The sequence below is a fragment of the Brevundimonas sp. UBA7506 genome (assembly GCF_002479495.1).
Lineage (GTDB): Bacteria > Pseudomonadota > Alphaproteobacteria > Caulobacterales > Caulobacteraceae > Brevundimonas.
The window spans coordinates 226705-250582 of the sequence record NZ_DLNQ01000010.1; the positions used below are offsets into that span (position 1 = coordinate 226705).

The following is a 23878-nucleotide window of genomic DNA, read 5'->3' on the forward strand; positions in this document are numbered from 1 at the left end:
AGGCCGCTCGAAGGAGCGGCCTTTTTCATATCATTCGCACAGATAGTCCCGGCTCAGCGGCACGGCGGTCTGATGCTTCGCCAACTGCAGTTGGAAGACCATGTGGCCCAGTTCGCGGAAGGCGACCTCGCTGGCGGCCAGATAGAACTCCCACATCCGGCAGAACCGCTCGTCGTACATCGTCAGCGCCTCGTCGCGCCGCGCCAGAAACCGCGTCCGCCACGCCTTCAGCGTCTCGGCGTAGTGCAGGCGCAGCACCTCCATGTCCGTGACCCACAGGCCCGCGCGCTCGATGGCCGGCAGGACCTCGGACAGGGCCGGGATATAGCCGCCGGGGAAGATGTATTTGCGGATGAAGGGCTGGGTGCGGCTGGGCGGGGTCTTGCGGCCGATGGAATGGATCACCGCCACCCCGTCGTCCGCGAGCAGGCGCGCCACGCCGTCGAAATATTCCTGATAGTTCGGCGCCCCGACATGCTCGAACATGCCGACCGAGATGATGCGGTCAAAGGTCTGTTGCAGGTCGCGATAGTCCTGCAGCCGGAACTCGGCCCGGTCGGCCAGGCCGCGCGCCGCCGCCCGCTCGTTGGCCGTGCGGTGCTGTTCGGTCGACAAGGTGACGCCGGTGACCCGCGCGCCGCGTTCGGCCATCGACAGGCCCAGGCCGCCCCAGCCGCAACCGATGTCCAGCGCGCTCTGCCCCGGCGTCAGCAGCAGCTTGTCGATCAGCCGCCGCTTCTTGGCGACCTGAGCCTGTTCCAGCGAGGCCTGCGGCGTCTCGAAGAAGGCGCAGGAATATTGCAGGTCCTCGTCCAGAAACAGCCGATAGAAGTCGACCGTCAGGTCATAGTGGTGGTGGACATTGCTGCGCGCGTGCAGCCGGTCATTGGCCTGTTCCGCGCCGCGCCGGATGCGTTGCAGCAGGGTCAGCTTCCCCGTGCGCCGGCGGATCGCCAGTTGCGAGGTCGTCAGTTGCAGGAAGTCGTAGATGTCGCCGCCCTCGACCCGGAAGGTTCCGTCCATGAAGGCCTCGCCCAAGGCCAATTCCGGATTGGCGGCGATGGCCAGAGCGGTTTTCGTATCCGCGATCTCGGCCGTCAGTTCAGGCGTTCCCGGCCCCGCCGTCAGCTCGCGCCCGTCCGGCAGACGCACCCGTACGGACCGCGTCAGGAAGGTCTGATCAAGAAGGGCTTGCAGCATCCGGCGCTCCGCGCTTTGAACCTGGATCAAGCTTGGCTAGGAACAGACTGTCGCAGCGCAACGGTGTGGAAGCCCGACCGTTCCGTTGACGAACCAGATACAAGGGAGCGCCGCCGTTGACCTTCACCCTTACCTCCGCCGATATCCGCGACGGCGGCGTCCTGCCCGACGCCCAGGTGAAGGCCCTGGGCGACACCTCGCCCCAGTTGTCCTGGTCCGGCGCGCCGGAAGGTACGAAAAGCTTCGCCGTCACCTGTTATGATCCCGACGCGCCGACCGGCTCGGGCTTCTGGCACTGGACCGTGGCCAACATCCCCGCCGATGTGACCGAACTGGCGGCGGGCGCAGGCGCCGTCGGCGGCGCCAACCTGCCCAGGGACGCGGTTCAGGGGCGCACCGACTATGGCGAGGCCGGTTTCGGCGGCGCCGCCCCGCCCCCAGGCCACGGCCCGCACCGCTATATCTTCACCGTCTTCGCCGTGGACGTGGACCATCTGCCGGTGAGCGCCGACAACTCGGGCGCCGTCTTCGGCTTCAACCTGCACTTCCATACCCTGGCCAAGGCCTCAATCACCGCCACCTACGAGAACACCGGCGAGTGACGGCAGCGGCGCTCGACCATGACCAGAGGCTGGCGGCGGTTCCCGAACTGTACCGCCGCCTGATGGCCCAACCGCTCAAGGCCCTGACGCGAGCGCGGCTGCCGGCGTCGGGGGCGGTCTATGTCTTCTATCAGGAGGACGAGCCGATCCATGTGGGCAGCCCGCCCCATCTGGAGGAACAGATGCTGGTGCCGTCGCTGCGCCTGGCGCTGGCCGCCCAGGTGCACAAGCCCAGCCACGGCGCCGCCCGGATCAGCGTCAGCGAGCCCCCGCCTCGACCCGGTCGCCGCAAACCAATCAAGGCGCGCTGGCTGACTGTGCCCGAGGGTCACGACCGGTTGCTGCTGGAGCTGTACGCCGCCCAGACCCTGGGCCTGTCGGTGTCGCACCCCAAGGTCCGCGCCGAGCTGGCCGCCGCCTGAACCACGCCGCAAACAAAGCGTGATGACCTGATCGCCCCGCCAAGGTTGCGCCTCTGGCGGCGAACCCTATTTTGCGACGCAGCGTAAAGTTTGTTGCATTGCGATAGTTCATGCCCCCCACCGACACCGCCTCCTGTATCGACGAGCACGTTTGCGCGCCGTCGCCCGCGATGGAGACGGTGGCCGAGCCCGGCAAGGTAGCGCTGGTCTTGCTCGCCCTGGCCATGGGCGGCTTCGCCATCGGGGTGACCGAGTTCGCGGCCATGAGCGTCCTGCCTGACTTCGCGGCGGGTCTGGGCGTCGATGAGCCCACCGCTGGGCACGTCATCAGCGCCTACGCCGCCGGCGTCGTGGTCGGGGCGCCCATCCTGGCCGTGCTGGGCGCGCGTCTGCCGCGCTGGCTGCTGCTGATCGGCTTCATGGCCCTGTTCGCGGTCGGCAATGCGTTGAGCGCCCTCGCCCCCAACTACGAGTGGATGCTGGCCTTCCGCTTCCTCAGCGGCATTCCCCACGGCGCCTATTTCGGCGTGGCGGCCCTGGTCGCGGCCTCGCTGGTGCCGCTGAGGCTGCGCACCCGCGCGGTGTCCACCATCCTGCTGGGGCTGACCGTGGCCACCGTCATGGGCGTGCCGGTCGCCACCGCCGTCAGCCACAGTTTCGGCTGGCGCTGGACCTTCGCCATCGTCAGTGTCCTGGCCGTCGTCACCATGGTGCTGGTCGCCCTGTTCGCCCCGCGCGATCCGGCCCACGCCGACGCCAGCCCCCTGCGCGAGCTGGGGGCCCTGAAGCGCGGGCAGGTCTGGCTGACCCTGGGTGTCGGGGCCATCGGCTTTGGCGGCATGTTCGCGGTCTACGCCTATCTGGCCTCGACCCTGACCGCCGTGACCGGCGTGGGGCCCGAGGTCCTGCCCTGGGTCTTCGCCATGTTCGGTCTGGGCATGATGAGCGGCAACCTGCTGGGGGCCTGGGCCGCCGACCGTTACGGCATGAAGGCGGCGGGCGGACTGCTGCTGTGGAGCGCGGCGGCGCTGGCCCTCTATCCCTTCGCAGCCCCCCACCTGGGGGCCATGCTGATCGTGGTCTTCCTGATCGGCGGCGGCGGCGGGCTGGGCTCCATTCTGCAGACCCGCCTGATGGACGTGGCCGGCGACGCCCAGACCCTGGCTGCCGCCCTGAACCACTCGGCCTTCAACACCGCCAACGCCATCGGCCCCCTGCTGGGCGGCATGGCCGTGGCCGCGGGCTGGGGCTGGACCTCGACCGGCTGGGTCGGCGTGGCCCTGTCGCTGGGCGGTTTCGCGGTCTGGGTCGTCGCCTGGCTGACCGGACGCAAGGTCGCCTAAAAGCGACGCCTGACATTCGTCGCGAAGGGTGCTAGGAGGCCCGGCCATGAGCGCAGCCGTCATCGTCTTCCCGGGTTCCAACTGCGACCGCGACTGCAAGGTCGCCGTCGAACGTTCCACTGGCGAACAGGTCCAAATGGTCTGGCACGCCGAGACCGAGCTGCCGAAAGGCCTCGATCTGATCGTCCTGCCGGGCGGCTTCTCCTACGGCGACTATCTGCGCTGCGGCGCGATGGCGGCCCAGGCCCCGATCATGCAGGCTGTCAAGAAGGCCGCCGACGACGGCGTCACCGTGGTCGGCATCTGCAACGGCTTCCAGGTCCTGTGCGAAGCCGGGATGCTGCCGGGCGCCCTACTGCGAAACGCCGGTCTGAAATATGTCTGCAAGCCGATCAGCCTGACGGTCGCCAACGGCCAGACCCGCTTCACCTCGGGCTATCAGGGCCAGCGCGAAGTCGTCATGACCCAGGGCAACGGCGACGGGAACTACTTCGCCGACGCCGAGACCCTGGCGCGTCTCGAGGGCGAGGGCCAGGTGGTGTTCCGCTATGTCGACAACCCCAACGGCTCGGTCGCCGACATCGCCGGCATCCAGAACGAACGCGGCAATGTGCTGGGCATGATGCCCCACCCCGACCGCGCCTTTGAAGCCGAGCTGGGCTCAGCCGACGGCGCCGTCCTGTTCCAGAGCATCTACGCGGCCGCCTGAACGGTCTAGGCGTCGGACTCCTTGTCCAGCTGCTCCTTGTCGTCATCCTGAAGCGGCTTCTTGCGGTCCAGCACGCTGGCGCTGCGGCCCAGTTCGTCGACCTCGATCTCGGGCTCGATCGGTTCGCCGTCTTCGTCCAGCCGGCGCTCCAGCGTGCCCGCCGCGCCCGACTCGCCGATAGCGGCCAGTTCGCGGGCGCCGACGCCCAGTCCCTGCTCCAGGGCGCGATTGGTCTCCACCTCGTCGGTGTCGAGGGCCGGGTCCTCCGGCAGGTCGTCAGGGTCGGCCATGGCGGTCTCCTTGTTGAGCCTTTCCTGAGCTAAGCGACGTTCCGCCTTCACGGTTCCGGTGAACCAATCGCGCCGCTGACGCGTACATACGGCGAAGCTGAGCCGGAGACGCCCGCATGTCCGCCATCGAACGCCCCACACCACGACAACGGACCCGCCGTCTGGCGGTGCTGGCCGCCGCCGTCTTCGCCGTGGTGGTTCCCGTGGTTCAGAATCTGGGGCGCTTCGGCCTGTCGCAGGCCGAGTTCGCGGCGGACGGGAACCAGACCCTGCAGGTGGCGGGCTACGCCTTTTCCATCTGGGGCCTGCTCTATCTGGGCCTGCTGACCTACGCCGGACGTCAAGCCTTGCCGCAGACGGGCGAGAGCCTGCTGATCAACCGCATGGGCTGGCCCTCGGCGGTGGCGATGTTCGGCATAGGTCTGTGGATCGTGGTCGCGGCCTTGAACCTTAAGGCGGCCAGCGTGGTCATCATCTTCGCCTCCCTGCTGGCGCTGCTGGTCCCCCTGCTGGCGACAGCCAAGACCATTCGCACCACGGGCTTCATGGACCGAGACCGCTGGTTCCTGATCTGGCCGCTGGCGGCGCTGGCGGGATGGCTGACCATCGCCGTTCCGCTGAACCTGATCACCACGGCGACAGCATTCGACGCCCTGCCCGCCTTCGCCTCGCCCACCGCTTGGGCCATGGCGGCGATCGTGGTGACGGTTCTGGTGGCGATTGAGGTCACCCTCTACCTGCGCACCATGGCCTACTCTCTTCCCATCGTCTGGGGTCTGGTCGGGGCCTTCGTGGCGGAGCAGGAGCGCAACCCGATCTTGGGCTTCACCGCCCTGGGCGCCGCCTTCCTGCTGGTGATCGCGGCGGTCATCCTGGTCTTCGGCCTGAAACGCGGTGTTGAGAGGCCTCACTGAAGGGACGGGCTGACAGGAGGCTCAGACCCGGCTAGAAGCCCCGCCCATGAGCGCTCCGCAAAAGACCACCGCAGAATTGGCCGCTGAATACGGTCTGGCTCCGAACGAGTATGAGGTCCTGCTGGACCGGCTGGGCCGCGAGCCCAACCAGGTCGAGCTGGGGGTCTTCTCGGTCATGTGGTCCGAGCACTGCTCCTACAAATCCTCCAAGAAGCAGCTGATGAAGTTCCCGGTCACGGGACCGCGCGTCATCTGCGGCCCGGGCGAGAACGCCGGGGTCATCGACATCGACGACGGCGACGCCTGCATCTTCAAGATGGAGAGCCACAACCACCCCTCCTACATCGAGCCCTATCAGGGCGCGGCGACGGGCGTGGGCGGCATCATGCGCGACGTCTTCACCATGGGCGCCCGCCCGGTGGCCCTGCTGAACGCCCTGCGTTTCGGCGATCCCTCGCACGAGAAGTCCAAGCGTCTGGTCAAGGGCGTGGTCGCGGGCATCGGCGGCTACGGCAACTGCGTCGGCGTGCCGACGGTCGCCGGCGAGACCAACTTTCACAAGGGATACAACGGCAACATCCTGGTCAACGCCATGTGCGTCGGCATCGCCCGCGCCGATGAGATCTACTACTCGGCCGCGCCGGAAGCCGGCCATGACGTGGTTTACTTCGGCTCCAAGACGGGCCGCGACGGCATCCACGGCGCGACCATGTCCTCGACCGAGTTCGACGACGAGTCGGAGGCCAAGCGCCCCACCGTCCAGGTCGGCGACCCCTTCGCCGAGAAGCTGCTGATCGAGGCTACGCTGGAGCTGATGGCCTCGGGCGCGGTCGCCGCCATTCAGGACATGGGCGCGGCGGGTCTGACCTCTTCGTCCGTTGAAATGGCCGGCAAGGGCGGCGTCGGCGTCGAGCTGGACCTCGACAAGGTGCCCCAGCGCGAAGAGGGCATGACCGCCTATGAGATGATGCTGTCGGAAAGCCAGGAGCGGATGCTGGCGGTCCTCAAGCCCGGCTTCGAGGAGGTCGGCTATCGCATCTTCCAGAAGTGGGGCCTGGACTTCGCCATCATCGGCAAGACCACCGACACCGGCCATCTGGTGCTGAAGCATCACGGCGAAGTGGTCTGCGACGTGCCGCTGGCCCCGCTGTTCGACGACGCCCCCCTCTATGACCGTCCCTGGGTCCAGCCGGAACTGCAGCCCCGTCTCGACCCGGCCGAAGTCCCGGCCCCGGAAAGCTGGAACGACGCGGTCATCAAGGTCGTCGCCTGCCCCGACATGGCGTCCAAGCGCTGGATCTGGGAACAGTACGACCGCCACGTCATGGCCGACACCCTGCAGGACTCCTCGACCGGCGCCGACGCCGGCGTGGTCCGCGTCCACGGCACGGACAAGGGTCTGGCCGTGACCAGCGACTGCACCCCGCGCTATGTCCAGGCCGACCCCTATGAAGGCGGCAAGCAGGCCGTGGCCGAGGCCTGGCGCAATCTGACCGCCGTGGGCTCGCGTCCCATCGCCATTACCGACAACCTCAACTTCGGCAACCCGCAGCGCCCCGAGATCATGGGCCAGATCGTCCGCGCCACCGACGGCATGGCCGAGGCCTGCCGCGAGCTGGACTTCCCCGTCGTCTCGGGCAACGTCAGCCTGTATAACGAGACCAACGGCGTCGCCATTCCGCCGACCCCGACGGTCGGCGCGGTCGGCCTGCTGACCAACTATGACGTGGTCACCGGCTTCGGCGGCGTGGTCGAGGGCGACGTCCTGGTCCTGATCGGCCAGACGCACGGCGAACTGGGTTCCTCCATCTATCTGCGCGAGGTTCTGGGCCGCGAGGACGGCGCCCCGCCGCCGGTGGACCTGAAGCTGGAACGCAAGACCGGCGACTTCGTGCGCGGCCTGATCGAAACCGGCGAGCTGACGGTCGTTCACGACCTGTCGGACGGCGGTCTGGTCGGCGCCGCCGCCGACCTGGCCCTGGCGTCTGACGTCGGCATCGAGCTGAACGCCTCCAGCGCCGCCCATGCCCACGGCTTCCTGTTCGGCGAGGACCAGGCCCGTTATCTGGTCGCCGTCTCGGACGCCGAAGCCCTGCTGGCGCAAGCCAAGGAAGCCGGTCTGCACGCCTCGGTCGTCGGCGTCGCCAAGGGCGCGGACTTCGCCTCCTCGGGTCCGAAGGGCGAGCTCTACCGCATCCCCGTCGCCCACCTGCGCGAAATCCACGAAGGCTGGATGCCGAACTGGATCGAGGGCTGATGCGCCTGCGCGCCGTCGCTTTCGTCGTCGCCGGCGCGGCCCTGCTGGCCGCCTGCGACATCGAGGGCGGCGACCCGGTCCAGCACGCCCTGCGCGACGCCGCGGCTGCCCGTCAGGCCGCCGCGCTGAAGACCACCGAGGAAGAACAAGCCGCCGCAGCCAGACGCGCCGCTTCCATTCCCGTTGCGCCCGTCGAGGGCGATGAGCTCTCGCGCCTGATCGCTTCACGGCGTCAGGCCGTCGAGGACACCCGCGCCCTGCTGGCCACGACCACTGACCCGGCGCTTAAGGCCCAACTGACCGGCGACCTCAAGGCCGAGGAAAGCCGATTGCGGGCGTTGGAAGCGCGTTCAAACTAATCGAAAACGGGTCCTTCACCCGCTCATCCCCGCGGAGGCGGGGATGAGCGGTGATTAAAGCTTAGGCTGCGCTTAATCGACCTGCGGAATGGCTTGGCTCAACCGCCCGCCGACGCGGATGGGCTCGACCCGCTTGGCCAGTCCGGTGCGGTCGTCCGTCTCGACGAAGACGCCGCAGATGGTGGCCGGGCCGCTGGCGGGGATGTAGCGCCCGCCGGACAGTCGCGTGGTGAAGCGGCGCAGCGGCTCTTCCTTGTCGTTGCCGATGACCGAGTCATAGTCGCAACAGCCCCCAGCGTCAGTCTGATAGGCCGTGCCGTGGGGCAGGATCTGGGCGTCAGCGGTCGGGACGTGGGTGTGGGTGCCGACCACCAGGCTGGCGCGGCCGTCGCAGAAATGGCCCATGCCCATCTTCTCACTGGTCGCCTCGGCGTGCACGTCGACGATGACGGCGTCGGCGACGACGCCCAGGGGCGCGGCCTCCAGCTCGCGCTCCACGGCGCTGAAGGGATCGTCCATCGGGTCCATGTGGACCCGGCCGAGGACGTTGATGACCAGAACCCGGCGACCGTCGGCGGTGACGAAGACATCGGCGCCGCGACCCGGCGCATCCATCAGGCGCGGATAGTTGGCCGGACGGATCAGGCGCGGCTCGCGCACGATATAGGTCAGGGCCTCGCGCTGGTCCCAGCTGTGATTGCCCAAGGTCAGGACGTCGGCCCCGGCGGCGAAGATCTCGCGCGCCGTATTCTCGGTGATGCCGAAGCCGCCGGCGGCGTTCTCGGCGTTGACCACCACGAAGTCGAGCTTGAGGTCGCGCCTCAGCCCCGGAAGATGATCCGTCAAACCATCGCGCCCGGACTTGCCGACCACGTCACCGAAAAATGCCAATCTCATACGGCGGCTCTATAGCCGGTCTCGGTCAAAACGCCATGCAGGCGCATGTCATGGGCTTCCAGCGCCAGTCGCTCGACCTCTTGTCCCGCATAGGCGAAACCGACGCGCAGCGCGTCCGACAGGACCGCGAAGGTCCGGTCGTAATAGCCGCCGCCCTGCCCCAGCCGCCCGCCGTGGGCGTCAAACGCCAGCAGCGGCGTCAGGATCAGGTCCGGCGTGACCGTCTCGGCCAGCGGCAGGGGCGCAGGGCATCCGGCGGCGTCCAGCTCCAACGGCTCGCCCGGCGCCCAGGCGCGGAAGATCATGGCCGCGTCGCGCTCGATGACCACCGGCAGACACAGACGACGCCCCGCCTGATGCAGGGCGACAGCCAACGCGTCCGTGTCCAGCTCCGACCCCATGGCGCGGTAAAGGGCCACCGTGTCGCCCGACGGCAAAGCCTCGGCATGACCGGCGGCGCGCTCTGCGGCCTCGCTATCGACCTCAGCCAGCCGCTTGCGCAGGGCGCGCATGGAGGCGCGGAGTTCGTGTTTGGAGGTCATGTCCCGTCCATAGCGCACAAAACGCGCTCAAGCCGCGAGCGACCGCGTCGCGAGCATAGCGCACAAAATGAGATGGGGTGGCGGCGCCGCGTGAACCGTGAAGACGGTTTAAATCCTCTCGACCTGGGTAGCCAGGTGGGCTCCGTATGCCCAGGCCCTCGAGCCCGGACAGGGACAGATCCCTATGAGTGAATTAAGGTCAGAAGGATATGTTGTCTTCGACGTGAGCCGCAGCAGGACCCGCCGTCGAGCAAGATAGGCGGTCCGGTGGGATTCAACAATGCCTCTCCCTCCCCTTTATGGGGAGGGTGGTCGCGCAGCGACCGGGTGGGGAGGAGGTGGCGATGCTGGGCGGAACGGCTGATTGGCCTTGCCGCCCCCACCCGTCTGTCGCTTCGCGTCAGCCACCCTCCCCATGAAGGGGAGGGAGAATTGCCTCAGATCGTCTGGCAGATCTTCTCGATGCGGGCCGCGACCGCGTTCAGGGCCTCGGCCACGCCGTCGCCGGGCGGCGGCGGCGGGGCCTTCTTCGGGCCGTCCTCAACTACCGGGCCCTGCCCGTTCTCCAGACGCTGACGCGCCTCGTGCAGTTCGTCGGCCAGCATCAGCGAGGCCATCAGGAACAGCCGCAAGTCGCCGACATGGCCGACGTCGCCGGCGATCTGACGCACATGGGTGTCGAACTGGCGGGCCAGGATGCCGACGCGCTCTTCCTGGCCGTCGGCGCAGCCTACCGCATAGGAGCGGCCGTTGACCTCTACCGTGACGGTCGCCATCAGCGCGCCTCCTGCTCGGCCAGAACCTCGCGCACGGCCTCGGCGGCGCGGCCCAGGGCCTCGGCGGCGTCGCGGCCGGCGGCTTCCAGTTCGGCGATCCGCACAAGGTCGGCGGCGTTCGACGGGCGCGGTGCGAACAGGTCGTCGTCGGTGATGGCGGGGGCGGTGGCCGGACGCGCCTTCAGCTCCAGCACCCTGCGTTCCAGCAGGGCCAGGGCCTTGTCGATGCGTGTCTTTGCGGCCGTAACGGCGTCCATTGGGGTCCTTTCGTCCAGATTCCGTATAGAACCTGTGCGCGCGTCGGGGTAAAGGCGGCGCGCCCCCGCTTTATCCTGTTCCTGAGGAAAGGTCTCGCCGTGACCGACGCCCAAGCCGCATTCGCCAAGCCTTCGCCCAAGCAGATGGCGGACGCCATCCGCGTCCTGTCCATGGACGGCGTTGAAAAGGCCAAGAGCGGCCACCCCGGCATGCCGATGGGCATGGCCGACGTCGCCACCGTCCTCTACTCGAAATTCCTGAAGTTCGACGCCAGCCGTCCCGACTGGGCCGACCGCGACCGCTTCATCCTGTCGGCGGGCCACGGCTCGATGCTGATCTACAGCCTGCTGCACCTGACGGGCTATAAGGACGCGACCCGGGAACAGCTGGAAAACTTCCGCCAGTGGGGCTTCAAGACCGCCGGCCACCCCGAGTACGGCCACATGGCCGGGATCGAGACGACCACCGGCCCGCTGGGTCAGGGTCTGGCCACCTCGGTCGGCTTCGCCCTGGCCGAGCGCCATCTGGCCGCCCGCTTCGGCAAGGATCTGGTGGATCACCGCACCTGGGTCATCGCCGGCGACGGCTGCCTGATGGAAGGCGTGTCGCAGGAGGCCATCGCCCTGGCCGGTCGCCTGAAGCTGAACAAACTCTGCGTCCTGTGGGACGACAACGAGATCACCATCGACGGCAAGGTGTCCCTGTCGGACGCCACCGACCAGTTGGCCCGCTTCAAGGCCTCGGGCTGGGCGGTCAAGGCCATCGACGGCCATGACTACAAGCAGATCCAGAAGGCCCTGGCCTGGGCGACCAAGCAGGACAAGCCGACGCTGATCGCCTGCAAGACCAAGATCGGCAAGGGCGCCGCCACCATGGAAGGCAGCCACAAGACCCACGGCGCCGCCCTGGGCGCCACCGAGATCGCCGCCACGCGTCAGGCCCTGCACTGGCCCTTCGCACCGTTCGAACTGCCGGAAGGCGTCCAGAAGGCCTGGGCCAAGGTCGGCAAGCAGGGCGCCAAGACCCGCAAGGGCTGGGAAGCCCGCCTGCTGAACCACGCCCAGCGCGACGACTTCACCCGCGCCATGGCCGGCGACCTGCCCACCGGCGCCTTCGAGACGCTTGAAGCCAAGCTGAAGGAACTGGTCTCGACCCAGCCTGCCATGGCCACGCGCCAGTCGTCGGGCGAGGCGCTGGAGACGGTGTTCAACGCCATCCCCGAACTGATCGGCGGCTCGGCCGACCTGACCGGCTCGAACAACACCTTCGTCAAGGACACCCAGATCCTCGACGCCCCCGACTACGCCGGTCGCTACCTGAACTACGGCATCCGCGAGTTCGGCATGGCCGCGGCGATGAACGGCCTGGCCCTGCATGGCGGCGTCATCCCCTACGCCGGCACCTTCATGGCGTTCGCGGACTACAGCCGTCCGGCCATCCGCCTGGGCGCCCTGATGGGCGTGCGCGTGGTCCACGTCCTGACCCATGACTCGATCGGCCTGGGCGAAGACGGCCCGACCCACCAACCGGTCGAACATCTGGCTGCGCTTCGCGCCATCCCCAACCTGATGGTCTTCCGTCCCGCCGACACCGTGGAGGCGCTGGAATGCTGGCAGGTCGCCCTGCAGCACAAGAAGACACCGTCGGGCATGTGCCTGTCGCGTCAGAAGACCCCGGCGGTCCGCCTGACCGACGCCGGCGAGAACCTGTCGCGCAAGGGCGCCTATGAGCTGAAAGCCGCCAACGGCGCAGCCAAGGTCACCCTGTTCGGCACCGGCACCGAAGTCGCCCTGGCGCTGAAGGCCGCCGAGACGCTGGAGGCCGAAGGCGTGCCGACCCGCGTCGTCTCGGTCCCCTGCTTCGAACTGTTCGAGCAGCAGCCCAAGGCCTATCAGGACGCCGTCATCGGCCGCGGCACCGTCCGCGTCGCCGTGGAAGCCGCCATCAAGCAGGGCTGGGAACGCTTCATCGGCGAAGACGGCGGCTTTGTCGGCATGACCGGCTTCGGCGCCTCCGCCCCGGCCGAAGTCCTCTACCGCGAGTTCGGCATCACCGCCGAGGCCGTGGTCGAAGCCGCCAAGGCCCGGCTCTAAGCCTGATGCGCCGCCTCGCCCTCATCCTGAGCTTCGGCTTGTCGATGGCGGGCGGCGCCCCCGCTCTCGCCGAGACGGCCGGGGCTCAAGCGACCGTCCCCGTGGCGGTCGAAACGCCCATCGTCATCGGCCGCTCCTACGCCCTGCCCTCGCGCGTCATGGGCCAGACGCGCGAAATCAACGTCTGGCTGCCGCCCGGCTATGACAAGAGCAGCCAGACCTATGCGGTCCTCTATCTGCTGGACGGCGGTCAGGATCAGGACTTCCACCACATCTCGGGCATCGCCCAGCTGGGCACCATCGTCGGCGCGACGCGCGACGTCATCGTCGTGGGCATCGCCTCGGTCGACCGCCGCAACGAGCTGGCCCTGCCGACCGACAACGCCGAACTGATCGCCCGCTATCCGACGCAAGGCCAGTCCGAGCGCTTCCGGCGCTTTGTGTCCGACGAGGTCATGCCCTTCATCGAGGGCCGCCTGCGCACCAACGGCGAGACGGCCCTGATGGGCGAGTCCCTGGCCGGGCTCTTCGTGGTCGAGACCTTCCTGAAAGAGCCGCAGATGTTCGACGCCTATGTCGCCGTCAGCCCCAGCCTGTGGTGGGACGGCGGTCAGCTGGCGCGGCAGTCGGGGGCGCATCTGCGCGACCACTCCAACGACCCGCGCACCCTGATCCTGACCCTCGGCGACGAGGGCGAGGAGATGCAGGCGCCGATGGACGTTCTGATCGCCAACCTGCGCGATCACGCCCTGCCTGGCGTCACTTGGGACTTCACCCCGCGCCCGAGCGAGAGCCACGCCAGCATCTATCACGGGGCCGCCTTGGACGCCTTCCGCCGCCTCTATGCGGCGCCTGCACAATGAGCCATCTCGGCGCCGTCTCCCTGCTGGTCCGCGACTATGACGAGGCCATCGCCTTCTTCGTCGGCAAGCTGGGCTTTGAACTCAGCGAAGACACCGACATGGGCGGCGGCAAACGCTGGGTGCGGGTCACGCCGAAAGGCGGCCAGACCTCCCTGCTGCTGGCTCGCGCCGCGACGCCTCAGCAGGTCGCCCGGATCGGCGATCAGGCGGGAGGCCGCGTCTGGCTGTTTCTCTACACCGACGACCTGATGCGCGATCACGCCGCCTGGCTGAAGGCCGGCGTCGTCTTCCGCGAAACGCCCCGTCACGAAGCCTATGGCAAGGTGGTGGTCTTCGAAGACCTCTACGGCAACGCCTGGGACCTGATCGAACCCGCTACCGGAGCCTGAGCCCATGAAGATCGGCACGCCGCTTACCGACCACGCCACCCGCGTCATGCTGCTCGGCTCGGGCGAGCTGGGCAAGGAGGTGGCCATCGAGCTGCAGCGTCTGGGCGCCGAGGTGATCGCGGTGGACCGCTATGCCAACGCCCCGGCCATGCAGGTGGCCCACCGCAGCCACGTCATCCCCATGACCGATCCTCAGGTGCTGAACGGCCTCATCATGGCCGAGGCCCCGCACATCATCGTGCCGGAGATCGAGGCCATCGCCACCGACACCCTGGCGGCCATCGAGGCGGCGGGTCTGGCCCGCGTCATCCCGACGGCCCGCGCCACCCAGCTGACCATGAACCGCGAGGGCATCCGCCGTCTGGCCGCCGAGGAACTGGGTCTGCCGACCAGCCCCTACGCCTTCGCAGGCTCCGCCGAGGAACTGGCGGCCGGCGCCGAGGCCGTCGGCTTCCCCTGCTTCGTCAAGCCGGTCATGTCGTCCTCGGGCAAGGGCCAGTCCTATGTCGAGCGCGCCGATCAGGTGGCCGACGCCTGGACCTATGCCGAGGCCTCGGGCCGGGTCGCGGGCGGTCGGGTCATCGTCGAGGGGCGCATCGCCTTCGACTATGAGATCACCCTGCTGACCCTGCGGTCTCTGCGCGACGGCGCCGTCCGCACCGACTTCTGCGCCCCCATCGGCCATCGCCAGCAGAAAGGCGACTACGTCGAAAGCTGGCAGCCGCAGATCATGAGCGAGGCCGCCTTGCGGGCGGCGCAGGACATCGCCGGCAAGGTGACCGATGCCCTGGGCGGCCTCGGCGTCTTCGGCGTCGAGCTGTTCGTCACCGGCGACAAGGTCTGGTTCTCGGAGGTCTCGCCGCGCCCGCATGACACCGGACTGGTGACGTTGGCGACCCAGACCATGAGCGAGTTCGCCCTGCACGCCCGCGCCATCCTCGGCCTGCCGGTGGACGTCAGCCTGCGTGAGCCGGGCGCCAGCGCCGTCATCTACGGCGGCGTCGAGGCCGAGGGCGTGGTCTATGAGGGCGTGGCCGAGGCCCTCTCGGTGCCGACCGCCGACCTGCGCCTGTTCGGCAAGCCCGAAGCGTTCGAGCGCCGCCGCATGGGCGTCGCCCTGGCCCGCGGGGCCGACACGGATCAGGCGCGCGATCGGGCGACCGAGGCGGCGAGCAAGGTCCGCGTCGTCAAACCCTGAAAAACGCAGCAAAGCTTGCCCTGACTGTAAAATAAAGGCGCCGACCTTCGACTTTAGTCGGTTGGCGCCGGACCCATAAAGGGTCCAGAAATGCCGAAAGGTCGCACCCAAGCCGACCCGGAGGACCGTTCGTCATGGGCAAGCTCAAGACCGCGCTAATTTTTGGCGCCATAGCCATACTGGGGGCCATCGCCCTCGCCGTCATCGCCCTGCACCAGGGCGAGAGCATCAGCGCCGTCTGGATCGTGGTGGCGGCGCTCTGCGTCTACGCCATCGCCTACCGCTTCTACGCCCGCTACCTGGCCGGAAAGGTCATGGGGCTGAATGCAAAACGGCCCACGCCGGCGGTGCGGCACAACGACGGGCTGGACTATGTGCCCACGCCCCGCAACGTCCTGTTCGGCCACCACTTCGCGGCCATCGCGGGCGCGGGGCCGCTGGTCGGGCCGGTGCTGGCGGCGCAGATGGGCTATCTGCCCGGCGTGCTATGGATCCTGGTCGGCGCGGTTCTGGCCGGCGCGGTGCAGGACATGATGGTCCTGTTCATGTCCACCCGTCGCGACGGTCGCTCGCTGGGCGACATGGTCCGCACCGAAATGGGCCCCATTCCCGGCATCATCGCCCAGGTCGGCGTGCTGATGATCATGGTCATCATCCTGGCCGTTCTGGCCCTGGTCGTGGTCAAGGCCCTGGCCGAGAGCCCCTGGGGCACCTTCACGGTGGCCGCCACCATCCCCATCGCCGTCTTCATGGGCCTCTACACCCGCTACCTGCGGCCCGGCCGCGTGGGCGAGGTCTCGGTCATCGGCGTGGTCCTGCTGATCCTGGCCATCATCGGCGGCGGCCATATCGCGGCGGATCCCTTCTGGGGCCCGGCCTTCACCCTGTCGGGCACCACCCTGGCCCTGGCCATGATGGCCTATGGCTTCGTCGCCTCGGTCATTCCGGTCTGGCTGCTGCTGGCCCCGCGCGACTACCTGTCCACCTTCCTCAAGATCGGCGCCATCCTGGCCCTGGCAGTCGGCATCCTGATCGTGCGCCCGCACGTGCAGATGCCCGCCATCACCCCCTTCATCGACGGCACCGGCCCGGTCTTCTCCGGCGCCCTCTTCCCCTTCCTCTTCATCACCATCGCCTGCGGCGCCGTCTCAGGCTTCCACGCCCTGATCTCGTCGGGCACCACGCCCAAGCTGCTGGAGAACGAGAACCAGATCCCGCTGATCGGCTATGGCGCCATGCTGTGCGAGAGCTTCGTGGCCATCATGGCCCTGATCGCCGCCACCGTGCTGGACCCCGCCGTCTATTTCGCCATGAACAGCCCGGTCAGCGTGATCGGCGACAATGCCGCCTCGGCCGCCGCCGCCGTGGCCCAGTGGGGCTTCCACATCACCCCCGGCGAGCTGGAGCAACTGGCCCGCGACGTGGGCGAGCACTCCATCCTGTCGCGCGCGGGCGGCGCCCCGACCCTGGCCGTCGGCATGGCCCACATCCTGTCGGGCATCATCGGCGGCAAGGCCATGATGGCCTTCTGGTATCACTTCGCCATCCTGTTCGAGGCCCTGTTCATCCTGACCACGGTCGACGCCGGCACCCGCGTCTGCCGCTTCATGATCCAGGACCTGCTGGGCGTGGCCGTGCCGAAGATGCGCGAGACCAAGTCCTGGACCGCCAACGTCGTGGCCACGGCCCTGACAGTCAGCCTGTGGGGCTACTTCCTCTACACCGGCGTGGTCGATCCGCTGGGCGGCATCAACAGCCTGTGGCCGCTGTTCGGCATCGCCAACCAGATGCTGGCCGCCGTCGCCCTGATCCTGGGCACGGTCGTCCTGTTCAAGATGAAGCGCGAGCGTTTCGCCTGGGCCACGGCGGTCCCGGCCGTCTGGCTGCTGATCTGCACCCTGACGGCGGGCTTCCAGAAGCTGCTGCATCCCGACGTCAAGATCGGCTTCCTGGCCCATGCGCGTAAGTATCAGGACGCCCTGACCGCCGGCGATATCCTGGCTCCGGCCAAGACGGCGGGCGACATGCACCGCATCATCATCAACGACTACGTCAACTCGGCCCTGACGGCGGGCTTCCTGTTCGTGGTCCTGACCATGGTGGTCTATGGCGTGCGCGCCTGCCTCAAGGCCCGTCAGAACAGCCAGCCCACCGTGGTCGAGCAACCCGCCGCCCACGAACTGACGCTGGAGGACGAAGCCATGGACGCGGCCCGTGCCTAACCCCTCTGAACCGGCTGGCGGCGCGGACCTGATCTGCGTCTGCCGCGCTGCCCTGGTGCGGTGGGGCAAGGACGCTCGCCGCACCGCCAGCCTCATGGTCGGCCAGCCCGACTATGAGGTCTATGTCGCCCACGCCGAGGCCACCCACCCCGAGCAGCCGCCGCTGGACCGCACCGCCTTCTTCCGCCTGCACGAAGCGCGCAGGTTCGGGGCGGGCGGCGCCTTCCGCTGCTGCTGAGACGACCTTACGGCGAGTTCACTCGCCAAGACGGGGCGGCGGCATAAGCTGAGGGGCATGAAAACGCCCGCGCTCCTCGTCGCCCTGCTCCTCGCCGCCTCGCCCGCCCTGGCGCGACAGACCGAGGCGCCCGCCGCGCCCCGTATCGTCGTCAGCGAGATCGCCGCCGCCATCCGCGACGCCTATTTCGATCCCGCCAAGGCCGAGGTCATCGCCGCCGCGCTGGAAGCTGAAGCCGCCCAGGGCCGGTACGACAGCCTGACCGATCCCTGCGATCTGGAAACAGCCCTGACCGCGCGGCTGGAACCCTGGGACCAGCATTTCAGCGTCGGCAAACCGGCGCCGTCGGGCCCTGCTCCCGCCCGATCGACGACGGCTTCGTCGGGTCTCGTCCCCGTGCCCTTCCCCGTGGTCGCCGCCCGTCAGGGCCAGGACTTCCGCTCGGTTCAGGTCCTGCCGGGCAATGTCGGCCTGATCGAGATGCGCTTCTTCGGCGACTTCGAGGGGGCCGATGATCCCGCCCGCAAACAGGTCGATGCCGCGCTGCAACTGGTTTCCAGCACAGACGCCGTCATCTTCGACCTACGCAACAACGGCGGCGGTTCGCCCGCCATGGTCGGCTATCTGGTCAGCGCCTTCGTCGGACCGGACGCCGACGTCTATAACCGCTTCCATTCCCGCGAAGGCGAAAGCCGCGAGGCCCCCGCCCAGCCCTACGCCGCGCCGCGCGTGGACGTGCCGGTCTATGTCCTGATCAGCGGTCGCACCGGCTCGGCGGCCGAAGCCTTCGCCTATACGATGCAGGCTGCAAGGCGCGCCGTCATCGTCGGCGAAACCTCGGGCGGCGCGGCCAATCCCGGCGGTCCCGTCTTCACGCCCTCGGGCTATCGCGTCTTCATCTCGACCGGCTCGCCGACCAATCCCCTGACCGGCGGCAACTGGGAGAAGATCGGCGTCCGCCCCGACGTGGCCGTGCCTGCCGAGGAGGCGCTGGATGCGGCCTGGAAGACCGCGCTGGCCGGTCAGTCCGGCGCCGCGCCCGCCGCCGCGACAGAGGCTGTATGGGTGCGAGAAGCCCTGGACGCCAAGCCCGCCGCGTTCGACCCCGCCGCCTACCTCGGCGCCTATGGCGGCTCCGTGGTTCAGGCCAGCGCGGACGGCCTGACCTGGAAGAACGAGCGCCGCCCGGCCTGGCGGCTGCGCGCCCTTTCGCCCGACCTCTTCTTCGACGTGGACGAGCCCTATCGCCGCATCCGCTTCGTGCGCGACGAGACTGGCCGCGTCACCGCGCTGGAGGTTCTCGACAGCCAGACCGGCGTCACTCGCCTGCTGCGCCGCTCCGCCTAGGTTTGGGTTCGGTTACACCCGATCACACCTTGTTACGGGCGCGGGGTTGAATCGTGACGCCGATAGTCCGAGAAGGCATCCAACTAAAAACCGTCCTTGCTCAGGAGACCTCCCCATGACCGTTCGCGTCGCCATCAACGGCTTCGGCCGCATCGGCCGCCTCGTGCTTCGCTCGATCGTCGAGCATGGCCGCAAGGACATCGAGGTCGTGGCGATCAACGACCTGGGTCCGGTCGAGACCAATGCTCACCTGCTGCGCTATGACTCGGTGCACGGCCGCTTCCCCGGCACCGTGACCTCGGGCGAGGACTGGATCGACGTCGGCACCGGCAAGATCAAGGTCACCGCCGAGCGCGACCCGGCCAACCTGCCCCACGCCGAGCTGAAGGTGGACATCGCCTTCGAGTGCACCGGCATCTTCACCTCCAAGGACAAGGCTTCGGCCCACCTGAAGGCCGGCGCCAAGCGCGTTCTGGTCTCGGCCCCCGCCGACAACGCCGACAAGACCATCGTCTTCAAGGTCAACCATGAGACCCTGACCGCCGACGACATCGTCGTGTCCAACGGCTCGTGCACCACCAACGCCCTGGCCCCGGTGGCCAAGGTGCTGAACGACCTGTTCGGCATCGAGCGCGGCTACATGACCACCATCCACGCCTACACCGGCGACCAGCCGACGCTGGATACGATGCACAAGGACCTGTACCGCGGCCGCGCCGCCGCCCTCAGCATGATCCCGACCTCGACCGGCGCCGCCAAGGCCCTGGGCCTGGTCCTGCCGGAACTGAAGGGCAAGCTGGACGGCTCGTCGATCCGCGTCCCGACCCCGAACGTCTCGGTCGTGGACCTGAAGGTCGTCGCCGCCCGCGACGTGACCGTCGAGGAAATCAACGCCGCCCTGCAAGCCGCCGCCGACGGCCCGATGAACGGCGTCCTGTTCACCACGACCGACCCGCTGGTCTCGTCGGACCTGAACCACATCGCCGCCTCGTCGACCGCCGCCCTGCCGCAGACCCAGGTCATCGACGGCAAGCTGGCCCGCGTCCTCAGCTGGTACGACAACGAGTGGGGCTTCGCGACCCGCATGGCCGACACCGCCCTGGTGATGGCCAAGTTCCTTTAAGCAGGAACACCGCTTACTGACCCTTCTCCCCTCGTGGGAGAAGGTGTCAGGCGGAGCCTGACGGATGAGGGGGCCTTTGCGCCACATGACGTCTGACCGCATCCAGAACCCGGTTCGGATTTGTCAGCACGGCTTCATTCGCGAAGCGCAGGACGGTGAAGCCGCGTTGTTTCAGGTCGGCGTCTCTCGCGGCGTCTTCTGCTTGGCGCAGCCGATGCACGCCCCCATCCATCTCGAGCACCAGCTTGAGTTCGTAGCAACAGAAGTCAGCAATCCAGGGTCCGATGCGCGTCTGGCGTCGGAACTTGTGGTCTTCAAAGCCGCGACCGCGCAGGATACGCCACATCGCCGCCTCGGTCGGCGTCATTCCCGCCCTCAATCGCCGCGTCTGGTTCACCGCCCCCTCATCCGGCTCGCTCCGCGAACCACCTTCTCCCACGAGGGGAGAAGGAAGAACAGAGATATCCCATGACCTTCCGCACCCTCGACGACGCCGCTGACCTGTCGGGCCAGACCGCTCTGGTCCGCGTGGACTTCAACGTGCCGATGGAGGGCGGCAAGGTCACCGACGACACCCGTCTGAAGGCCGCCCTGCCGACCATCCACCGCCTGCGCGAAGCCGGCGCCAAGGTGGTGCTGCTGGCCCACTTCGACCGGCCCAAGGGCGAGCGCGTCGCCTCCATGAGCCTGCGCCCCGTGGTCGAGCCGCTGGAGCTGCTGCTGCATGGCCCCGTCCGCTTCGCCGACGACTGCGTGGGCGACGAGGCCAAGGCCGCCGTGGCGGATCTCGACGCCGGCGGCGTGCTGCTGCTGGAGAACGTCCGCTTCCACAAGGGCGAGGAAAAGAACGACCCGGCCTTCACCGCCCAACTGGCGGAACTGGGCGACCTCTACGTCAACGACGCCTTCTCGGCGGCGCACCGCGCCCACGCCTCGACGGAAGGGTTGGCCCGCCTGCTGCCCGCCTATGCCGGTTGCGCCATGGCGCGCGAGCTGTCGGCGCTGGACGCGGCGCTCGGCAATCCGCAGAAGCCCGTCATCGGCATCGTCGGCGGCGCCAAGGTCTCGACCAAGCTGGACCTGCTGAAAAACCTGGTCGCCAAGCTGGACTACCTGGCCATCGGCGGCGGCATGGCCAACACCTTCCTGCACGCCCAGGGCGTCGATGTCGGCGGGTCGCTGTGCGAGAAGGACCTGGCCGAGACCGCGCTCGAAATCATCGAGGAAGCCCGCCAGAAGGGCTGCGAACTGCTGCTGCCGGTCGACGTCGTGGTCGCCAAGGGCGTGAAGCCCGGCATCGAATCCGGCGTCCGCGCCCTCGACCGCATCGCCGCCGACGACCTGATCCTGGACGCCGGTCCTGAAACCGTCGCCCGTCTGGCCCGCGCCATGGACCTGTCCAAGACCCTGATCTGGAACGGCCCGCTGGGCGTGTTCGAGGTCCCGCCCTTCGACAAGGCGACCGTGGCCGCCGCCAAACACGCCGCCGAACTGGCCCACGCCGGCAAGCTGGTCGCCGTGGCCGGCGGCGGCGACACCGTCGCGGCCCTGAACCACGCCGGCACGGCCGACGACATGACCTTCGTCTCCACCGCCGGCGGCGCCTTCCTGGAATGGATGGAGGGCAAGGTGCTTCCGGGCGTCGAAGCCCTGCGCGCATAAACGCCCTTCTCCCCTTGAGGGAGAAGGTGGCCCGTCAGGGCCGGATGAGGGGTGTCGGCGCGACGCTTGAAGTGTCGTGGCTCAGCGTTTCGGCCGTGATCGGCTGGGCGGCGCTCACCCCCCTCATCCGTCAGGCTTCGCCTGCCACCTTCTCCCTCAAGGGGAGAAGGATGTTCACATGCCGCCCGGCGTGACTTCCCCGCCCCTTCGGGCTAAAGCCTCGGCAAAACAATACCGGCTCAGGAGAATACCCATGGCGCGCATCACGCTGCGACAACTGCTCGACCACGCGGCGGAGCACGACTACGGCCTGCCGGCCTACAACATCAACAACATGGAGCAGGGTCTGGCGATCATGGAGGCGGCCCATGAGGTCAACGCCCCGGTCATCATCCAGGCCTCGCGCGGCGCCCGCTCCTACGCCAACGACATCATCCTGGCCAAGCTGATCGACGGCCTGGCCGAGCTCTATCCGCACATCCCGGTCTGCATGCACCAGGACCACGGCAACGGCCCGGCCACCTGCGCCACCGCCATCCAGTACGGCTTCACCTCGGTGATGATGGACGGCTCGCTGGAAGAAGACGCCAAGACCCCCGCCTCCTACGAATACAACGTCGACGTCACCCGTCGCGTCACCGAGATGGCCCACTCGTGCGGCGTCTCGGTCGAGGGTGAACTGGGCGTGCTCGGCTCGCTGGAGACCGGCATGGGCGAGGCCGAAGACGGCCACGGCTTCGAGGGCAAGCTGGACCACTCGCAACTGCTGACCGACCCGGATCAAGCCGTCGACTTCGTCAAGGCCACCAAGGTCGACGCCCTGGCGATCGCCATGGGCACCTCGCACGGCGCCTATAAGTTCACGCGCCAGCCGGACGGCGACGTCCTGGCCATGAACGTGATCGAGGAAATCCACCGCCGCCTGCCCAACACCCACCTGGTGATGCACGGCTCGTCCTCGGTGCCGCAGGACCTGCAGGACATCATCAACGCCTACGGCGGCCAGATGCCCCAGACCTGGGGCGTGCCGGTCGAGGAAATCCAGCGCGGCATCAAGCACGGCGTGCGCAAGATCAACATCGACACCGACAACCGCATGGCCATCACCGGCGCCATCCGCAAGGTCCTGGCCGAGAAGCCCAGCGAGTTCGACCCGCGCGCCTATCTGAAGCCCGCCAAGGAAGCCATGAAGAAGCTGTGCATCGAGCGCTACCAGCAGTTCGGCTGCGAAGGCCAGGCGTCCAAGATCAAGCCCCTGTCCACCGCCCAGATGGCCAAGCGCTACGCCGCCGGCGAACTGGACCCGCGCATCGGCTGATCGGCTGATTGCCGCCCGCTCTTGATCCTCCCCCGCTTGCGGGGGAGGGGGACCACGTAGTGGTGGAGGGGGCGGCCACAACCGCAGCGTTTCAATGGAAGACGGCGAGGCCAGATCTCGCCCCCTCCACCATGCTGCGCATGGTCCCCCTCCCCCATTCCGCTACGCTGCATGGGGGAGGATCAGCCTGCTCTCAGTTCGTCACCAGACGCCGTAACGCCCGCCGATCACCCCGATCACCAGCCGCGCCTCGATCTCGGCATAGCGCAGCTCTTCCTCCGCACGGCGCGCATCGCGGCGCGCCTCCTGAAGTTCGCCGCGCACCTCGCGGATACGGTCGCGGATGCGGTCACGCTCCTCGTCCGTCAGGCCGTCCTGGCGCAGTTCGCGCTGCTTGGCCTCCAGCTTGTCCTCGCGGCTCTCGATGCGGCTGATGGCCGAGTTCAGCGCGCTTTCCGCCGAGGACACCGCCTGCTCCACCACATAGATCCGCCGCCCGTCCTCATAGGCGGGCAGGAAGTCGCGCTCCTCGACCGGTGAGCAGACGCCGCCGTAGCTGTTCCCCTGACGTCCCTGACGGAAGCCGCTCTCCCAGGTGCAATAGGTCCGCAGCCCGTCCTCGCGCGCCGACAGATAGGCGCTGGGGTTGGGCGCCGCCCCATACTTGGCGCAGGCCTGGGCATGATCGTCCAGCCGGCTGGGCCGATAGCCCGCCAACCCGTCCTGATAGCCCTTCTCGCCCCATGCCCCCGCGAGGCACTGTTCCTTGGTCATGGTGGTGCAGCCGGCCAGAAGCGCGACGCCCGTTGCGGCGACGGCGGCGACGATCACAAACCTCATGTCCCTCTCCCCAAAG

General features: G+C 68.3%; 25 protein-coding genes and 1 other RNA gene. 17 read left to right on the forward strand and 9 right to left on the reverse strand.

What is annotated here, in order from left to right; translation table 11 throughout:
* Window positions 1-30: 30 nt before the first annotated feature.
* A complete protein-coding gene (locus tag B3K53_RS10030; protein WP_292084092.1) occupies window positions 31-1200 on the reverse strand; it encodes an SAM-dependent methyltransferase in 1170 nt (389 codons plus the stop codon).
* A gap of 116 nt (window positions 1201-1316) precedes the next feature.
* Between B3K53_RS10030 and B3K53_RS10035 the strand changes: the two genes are divergently transcribed.
* The 4 genes from B3K53_RS10035 to purQ all read left to right on the forward strand — a co-directional run bounded on the left by B3K53_RS10035 (window position 1317) and on the right by purQ (window position 4276).
* A complete protein-coding gene (locus tag B3K53_RS10035) occupies window positions 1317-1802 on the forward strand; it encodes a YbhB/YbcL family Raf kinase inhibitor-like protein (protein ID WP_292084094.1) in 486 nt (161 codons plus the stop codon).
* Window positions 1799-2224, forward strand: coding sequence for a hypothetical protein (locus B3K53_RS10040; protein ID WP_292084095.1), 426 nt, complete (start codon window positions 1799-1801; stop codon window positions 2222-2224). Before B3K53_RS10035 ends, B3K53_RS10040 begins: the two co-directional genes overlap by 4 nt.
* 110 nt (window positions 2225-2334) lie before the next feature.
* Window positions 2335-3567 carry an MFS transporter gene (locus tag B3K53_RS10045; protein WP_292084096.1) on the forward strand — a complete coding sequence of 411 codons (1233 nt, stop codon included), beginning with the start codon at window positions 2335-2337 and terminating at the stop codon, window positions 3565-3567.
* 46 nt (window positions 3568-3613) lie between these two features.
* Window positions 3614-4276: a phosphoribosylformylglycinamidine synthase subunit PurQ gene (gene purQ, locus B3K53_RS10050; protein ID WP_292084100.1), complete on the forward strand. Its 663-nt coding sequence runs from the start codon at window positions 3614-3616 to the stop codon at window positions 4274-4276.
* A 5-nt stretch (window positions 4277-4281) separates the two neighbouring features.
* Here the strand turns inward: purQ and B3K53_RS10055 are convergent, their stop codons facing one another.
* Window positions 4282-4566: a hypothetical protein gene (locus tag B3K53_RS10055; protein WP_292084102.1), complete on the reverse strand. Its 285-nt coding sequence runs from the start codon at window positions 4564-4566 to the stop codon at window positions 4282-4284.
* 116 nt (window positions 4567-4682) lie between these two features.
* Between B3K53_RS10055 and B3K53_RS10060 the strand changes: the two genes are divergently transcribed.
* Genes B3K53_RS10060 through B3K53_RS10070 form a run of 3 tightly spaced genes read left to right on the forward strand, consistent with a single transcriptional unit; the run spans window position 4683 to window position 8096 of the window.
* Complete coding sequence (locus B3K53_RS10060) at window positions 4683-5480, forward strand: hypothetical protein (protein ID WP_292084103.1); 798 nt, start codon at window positions 4683-4685, stop codon at window positions 5478-5480.
* A 46-nt stretch (window positions 5481-5526) separates the two neighbouring features.
* Entirely contained in the window at window positions 5527-7737 is a 2211-nt protein-coding gene (gene purL / locus B3K53_RS10065; RefSeq protein ID WP_292084104.1) for a phosphoribosylformylglycinamidine synthase subunit PurL, read from the forward strand.
* Window positions 7737-8096 carry an indole-3-glycerol-phosphate synthase gene (locus B3K53_RS10070; protein WP_292084105.1) on the forward strand — a complete coding sequence of 120 codons (360 nt, stop codon included), beginning with the start codon at window positions 7737-7739 and terminating at the stop codon, window positions 8094-8096. The genes purL and B3K53_RS10070 overlap by 1 nt, the downstream gene beginning before the upstream one ends.
* Window positions 8097-8168: 72 nt before the next feature.
* Here the strand turns inward: B3K53_RS10070 and B3K53_RS10075 are convergent, their stop codons facing one another.
* The 5 genes from B3K53_RS10075 to B3K53_RS10095 all read right to left on the reverse strand — a co-directional run bounded on the left by B3K53_RS10075 (window position 8169) and on the right by B3K53_RS10095 (window position 10568).
* The gene (locus B3K53_RS10075; protein WP_292084109.1) at window positions 8169-8993 is read right to left on the reverse strand and encodes a TIGR00282 family metallophosphoesterase; all 825 of its coding nucleotides are present in this window, start codon (window positions 8991-8993) and stop codon (window positions 8169-8171) included.
* Window positions 8990-9535 carry a 5-formyltetrahydrofolate cyclo-ligase gene (locus tag B3K53_RS10080; protein WP_292084111.1) on the reverse strand — a complete coding sequence of 182 codons (546 nt, stop codon included), beginning with the start codon at window positions 9533-9535 and terminating at the stop codon, window positions 8990-8992. Before B3K53_RS10080 ends, B3K53_RS10075 begins: the two co-directional genes overlap by 4 nt.
* A 79-nt stretch (window positions 9536-9614) precedes the next feature.
* Window positions 9615-9775, reverse strand: a non-coding RNA gene (gene ssrS, locus B3K53_RS10085) — 6S RNA.
* A 197-nt stretch (window positions 9776-9972) separates the two neighbouring features.
* Window positions 9973-10311: a cell division protein ZapA gene (locus tag B3K53_RS10090; RefSeq protein WP_292084112.1), complete on the reverse strand. Its 339-nt coding sequence runs from the start codon at window positions 10309-10311 to the stop codon at window positions 9973-9975.
* Window positions 10311-10568 (reverse strand): hypothetical protein, encoded by a 258-nt coding sequence (locus B3K53_RS10095; protein WP_292084113.1) that lies wholly within the window; start codon window positions 10566-10568, stop codon window positions 10311-10313. Before B3K53_RS10095 ends, B3K53_RS10090 begins: the two co-directional genes overlap by 1 nt.
* A 144-nt stretch (window positions 10569-10712) precedes the next feature.
* Between B3K53_RS10095 and tkt the strand changes: the two genes are divergently transcribed.
* The 8 genes from tkt to gap all read left to right on the forward strand — a co-directional run bounded on the left by tkt (window position 10713) and on the right by gap (window position 20042).
* On the forward strand, window positions 10713-12662 hold the full coding sequence (gene tkt / locus B3K53_RS10100; RefSeq protein ID WP_292084268.1) for a transketolase: 1950 nt from the start codon (window positions 10713-10715) through the stop codon (window positions 12660-12662).
* A 5-nt stretch (window positions 12663-12667) separates the two neighbouring features.
* On the forward strand, window positions 12668-13525 hold the full coding sequence (locus B3K53_RS10105) for an alpha/beta hydrolase (RefSeq protein ID WP_292084114.1): 858 nt from the start codon (window positions 12668-12670) through the stop codon (window positions 13523-13525).
* Complete coding sequence (locus tag B3K53_RS10110; RefSeq protein ID WP_292084115.1) at window positions 13522-13914, forward strand: VOC family protein; 393 nt, start codon at window positions 13522-13524, stop codon at window positions 13912-13914. Before B3K53_RS10105 ends, B3K53_RS10110 begins: the two co-directional genes overlap by 4 nt.
* 4 nt (window positions 13915-13918) lie before the next feature.
* Window positions 13919-15112: a formate-dependent phosphoribosylglycinamide formyltransferase gene (purT, locus tag B3K53_RS10115; protein ID WP_292084116.1), complete on the forward strand. Its 1194-nt coding sequence runs from the start codon at window positions 13919-13921 to the stop codon at window positions 15110-15112.
* Between the two features lie 134 nt (window positions 15113-15246).
* Complete coding sequence (locus B3K53_RS10120; RefSeq protein WP_292084117.1) at window positions 15247-17334, forward strand: carbon starvation CstA family protein; 2088 nt, start codon at window positions 15247-15249, stop codon at window positions 17332-17334.
* Window positions 17327-17572: a YbdD/YjiX family protein gene (locus B3K53_RS10125; protein ID WP_313412947.1), complete on the forward strand. Its 246-nt coding sequence runs from the start codon at window positions 17327-17329 to the stop codon at window positions 17570-17572. Before B3K53_RS10120 ends, B3K53_RS10125 begins: the two co-directional genes overlap by 8 nt.
* Before the next feature lie 57 nt (window positions 17573-17629).
* Window positions 17630-18919, forward strand: a complete 1290-nt coding sequence (locus tag B3K53_RS10130; protein ID WP_292084118.1) for a S41 family peptidase — start codon at window positions 17630-17632, stop codon at window positions 18917-18919.
* Window positions 18920-19034: 115 nt separating this feature from the next.
* Window positions 19035-20042, forward strand: a complete 1008-nt coding sequence (gap, locus tag B3K53_RS10135) for a type I glyceraldehyde-3-phosphate dehydrogenase (protein WP_207822693.1) — start codon at window positions 19035-19037, stop codon at window positions 20040-20042.
* 46 nt (window positions 20043-20088) lie between these two features.
* Here gap and B3K53_RS10140 read toward each other — a convergent pair whose 3' ends face one another.
* Window positions 20089-20481 (reverse strand): endonuclease domain-containing protein, encoded by a 393-nt coding sequence (locus B3K53_RS10140; protein ID WP_313412948.1) that lies wholly within the window; start codon window positions 20479-20481, stop codon window positions 20089-20091.
* Between the two features lie 29 nt (window positions 20482-20510).
* On the opposite strand from B3K53_RS10140, the gene B3K53_RS10145 reads away from it, so the two are divergent.
* Together B3K53_RS10145 and fba are read left to right on the forward strand one after the other, a co-directional pair.
* Entirely contained in the window at window positions 20511-21704 is a 1194-nt protein-coding gene (locus B3K53_RS10145; RefSeq protein WP_292084121.1) for a phosphoglycerate kinase, read from the forward strand.
* 253 nt (window positions 21705-21957) lie between these two features.
* Complete coding sequence (gene fba, locus B3K53_RS10150; RefSeq protein ID WP_292084122.1) at window positions 21958-23022, forward strand: class II fructose-bisphosphate aldolase; 1065 nt, start codon at window positions 21958-21960, stop codon at window positions 23020-23022.
* A gap of 201 nt (window positions 23023-23223) precedes the next feature.
* On the opposite strand, the gene B3K53_RS10155 is transcribed toward fba, so the two are convergent.
* A complete protein-coding gene (locus tag B3K53_RS10155) occupies window positions 23224-23862 on the reverse strand; it encodes a DUF2799 domain-containing protein (protein WP_292084123.1) in 639 nt (212 codons plus the stop codon).
* Window positions 23863-23878: the final 16 nt, after the last annotated feature.

Bases quoted from the DNA above. Each gene is read 5' to 3' on its own strand.
- B3K53_RS10070 (WP_292084105.1), top strand. From the start codon at position 7,737: ATGCGCCTGCGCGCCGTCGCTTTCGTCGTCGCCGGCGCGGCCCTGCTG.
- fba (WP_292084122.1), top strand. From the start codon at position 21,958: ATGGCGCGCATCACGCTGCGACAACTGCTCGACCACGCGGCGGAGCAC.
- B3K53_RS10045 (WP_292084096.1), top strand. From the start codon at position 2,335: ATGCCCCCCACCGACACCGCCTCCTGTATCGACGAGCACGTTTGCGCG.
- B3K53_RS10110 (WP_292084115.1), top strand. From the start codon at position 13,522: ATGAGCCATCTCGGCGCCGTCTCCCTGCTGGTCCGCGACTATGACGAG.
- purQ (WP_292084100.1), top strand. From the start codon at position 3,614: ATGAGCGCAGCCGTCATCGTCTTCCCGGGTTCCAACTGCGACCGCGAC.
- B3K53_RS10075 (WP_292084109.1), bottom strand. From the start codon at position 8,993: ATGAGATTGGCATTTTTCGGTGACGTGGTCGGCAAGTCCGGGCGCGAT.
- B3K53_RS10130 (WP_292084118.1), top strand. From the start codon at position 17,630: ATGAAAACGCCCGCGCTCCTCGTCGCCCTGCTCCTCGCCGCCTCGCCC.
- B3K53_RS10060 (WP_292084103.1), top strand. From the start codon at position 4,683: ATGTCCGCCATCGAACGCCCCACACCACGACAACGGACCCGCCGTCTG.
- B3K53_RS10055 (WP_292084102.1), bottom strand. From the start codon at position 4,566: ATGGCCGACCCTGACGACCTGCCGGAGGACCCGGCCCTCGACACCGAC.
- B3K53_RS10095 (WP_292084113.1), bottom strand. From the start codon at position 10,568: ATGGACGCCGTTACGGCCGCAAAGACACGCATCGACAAGGCCCTGGCC.
- B3K53_RS10145 (WP_292084121.1), top strand. From the start codon at position 20,511: ATGACCTTCCGCACCCTCGACGACGCCGCTGACCTGTCGGGCCAGACC.
- B3K53_RS10080 (WP_292084111.1), bottom strand. From the start codon at position 9,535: ATGACCTCCAAACACGAACTCCGCGCCTCCATGCGCGCCCTGCGCAAG.
- B3K53_RS10090 (WP_292084112.1), bottom strand. From the start codon at position 10,311: ATGGCGACCGTCACGGTAGAGGTCAACGGCCGCTCCTATGCGGTAGGC.
- B3K53_RS10030 (WP_292084092.1), bottom strand. From the start codon at position 1,200: ATGCTGCAAGCCCTTCTTGATCAGACCTTCCTGACGCGGTCCGTACGG.
- B3K53_RS10120 (WP_292084117.1), top strand. From the start codon at position 15,247: ATGGGCAAGCTCAAGACCGCGCTAATTTTTGGCGCCATAGCCATACTG.
- tkt (WP_292084268.1), top strand. From the start codon at position 10,713: ATGGCGGACGCCATCCGCGTCCTGTCCATGGACGGCGTTGAAAAGGCC.
- B3K53_RS10155 (WP_292084123.1), bottom strand. From the start codon at position 23,862: ATGAGGTTTGTGATCGTCGCCGCCGTCGCCGCAACGGGCGTCGCGCTT.
- B3K53_RS10105 (WP_292084114.1), top strand. From the start codon at position 12,668: ATGCGCCGCCTCGCCCTCATCCTGAGCTTCGGCTTGTCGATGGCGGGC.
- gap (WP_207822693.1), top strand. From the start codon at position 19,035: ATGACCGTTCGCGTCGCCATCAACGGCTTCGGCCGCATCGGCCGCCTC.
- purL (WP_292084104.1), top strand. From the start codon at position 5,527: ATGAGCGCTCCGCAAAAGACCACCGCAGAATTGGCCGCTGAATACGGT.
- purT (WP_292084116.1), top strand. From the start codon at position 13,919: ATGAAGATCGGCACGCCGCTTACCGACCACGCCACCCGCGTCATGCTG.